This is a genomic window from Mycobacterium sp., from assembly GCF_049802695.1.
Classification (GTDB): Bacteria; Actinomycetota; Actinomycetes; order Mycobacteriales; family Mycobacteriaceae; genus Mycobacterium.
Window position 1 is genome coordinate 1 of record NZ_JBARMY010000327.1, and the last position, 2100, is coordinate 2100.

General features: G+C 63.6%; 2 protein-coding genes. Both read left to right on the forward strand.

What is annotated here, in order from left to right:
• A partial coding sequence (locus tag WA317_RS13550) for a nitroreductase family protein (RefSeq protein WP_425173522.1) occupies window positions 1-434 on the forward strand: 434 nt, incomplete at its 5' end.
• A gap of 20 nt (window positions 435-454) precedes the next feature.
• The gene (locus tag WA317_RS13555; protein WP_425173523.1) at window positions 455-1843 is read left to right on the forward strand and encodes a sulfatase family protein; all 1389 of its coding nucleotides are present in this window, start codon (window positions 455-457) and stop codon (window positions 1841-1843) included.
• Window positions 1844-2100: the final 257 nt, after the last annotated feature.

Here is a 2100-nt window from a genome sequence, read left to right on the forward strand (position 1 = left end):
TCGGACTGCGTGAGCAGGAATTCCTGGCGCTGAAGGTCGAGGGCATCCTCGACTGCGCTGAGCTGCTGGTGGTGGCGCTGTGCGACGGCAGAGAGGCTCACGTCTTCGGTCGGCGCACCCTGCCGCAGATGGATCTGGCCTCGGTGTCCTGCGCGATTCAGAACCTGTGGTTGGCGGCGCGTGCGGAAGGCCTCGGCATGGGCTGGGTGTCGCTGTTCGATCCGCAGCGACTGAAACTGCTGCTGGGCATGCCCGCTGGCGCCGAGCCGGTGGCGATCCTGTGTCTGGGTCCGGTCCCAGAGTTTCCGGACCGGCCGGCGTTGGAGTTGGACGGCTGGGCCTGCGCGCGACCGCTGGCCGAATTCGTGTCCGAGAACAGTTGGGAACAATCGCTGATAAAGTCGACCGGCGGGTCCGACATGGTGGGGGGGTGACGGCAATCAGCGACGACGTCGTGGCGGACCGGCAACTGGACAACGTGCTGTTTGTGCATTGGCATGATTTGGGTCGATACCTCGGCGCCTATGGCCACTCGGATGTTTCCAGCCCGCGCCTGGACCAACTGGCCGCACAGAGCATACTTTTCACTCGAGCGCATGCCAGCGCGCCGCTGTGCTCGCCGTCGCGCGGGTCGCTGTTCACCGGGCTCTACCCACAAAGCAACGGGCTGGTCGGCCTGGCTCACCACGGCTGGGAATACCATTCCGATGTCCGCACCCTGCCCCAGATTCTGTCCGAATCCGGTTGGCATTCGGCGCTTTTCGGGATGCAGCATGAGACGTCATATCCCACCCGGCTGGGGTTTGACGAGTTCGACGTGTCGAACTCGTTCTGTGAGTACGTCGTTGAGAAGACGCAGGAGTGGCTGCGCAAGCGGGCGGAATCCCGCGCTGATCATCCGTTTTTGCTGACGGCCGGGTTCTTCGAGACGCATCGCCCCTATCCGCGGGAACGCTACGAGCCGGCCGACGCCGCCGTCGTCAACCCGCCGGATTACCTGCCCGACACTGCCGAGGTGCGCCAGGACTTGGCGGACTTCTACGGATCCATCGCGACGGCCGACGCCGCCGTCGGGCAACTGTTGGACACGTTGACCGACACCGGATTCGACTCCGACACCTGGGTGGTATTCGTCACCGATCACGGTCCTGCATTCCCGCGCGCCAAATCCACGCTCTACGACGCGGGAACCGGCATTGCACTGATCATCCGGCCGCCCACTCGCCTCTCCGCAGCGCCGCGGATGTACGACGATTTGTTCAGCGGCGTCGACCTGGTGCCGACGCTGTTAGAGCTTCTCGGTGTCGACGAGCCGGCCGGCATCCAAGGAATCTCCCACGCCGCCAACCTTCTTGATTCAAGAACCGAGCCGGTGCGCGAGCAGGTGTACACCGCCAAGACCTACCACGATTCGTTCGACCCGATCCGGGCCATCCGCACGAAGGAATACAGCTACATCGAGAACTACGGGCGCCGGCCGCTGCTGGATCTGCCCTGGGACATCGAAGCCAGCCCGTCGGGGCAGGTCGTCGCACCGTTGGTCACCGCGCCGCGGCCCGAACGGGAACTATATGATCTGCAAGCAGACCCCAGCGAGGTCCACAATCTGCTGGCCATCGACGACACCGGCCGCGCGGACACCATCGCCGCGGATTTGGCTGTGCGGTTGCATGATTGGCGTCAGAAGACCGGCGACGTCATCCCTTCCGAATTCGCCGGCACCCGAATCTCGACGCGGTACACCGAAACCTATCTGCAGATCCACGCCAAGGTGCCGACCAGCCGGTCAGCGATCGCCGCGGACCGCGGCATCGAAGACGAGGTCAGGCACGGCTCAGACTAGTCAGGGTCGCAGCGCGACGCGGATGCAGCGGTATGCCGGCGGCATTCGTCAAACGCGTTGATTCCGACGTGACGTCAACTGAGTCCTTCGCGACAGACATCCTGTACAGCGATCGGTACAAGAGATTCCAGTCGATCAGCGGCGAAAATACCTTCAATACAAGTAAACTTCGGCGTCGTTGCCGGCACGCGGTGGCAGCTGGAATGTGACTTGGGGGATATCGAGGACCAGGCGGTAGGGGTCGGCAAGCGTAAAGA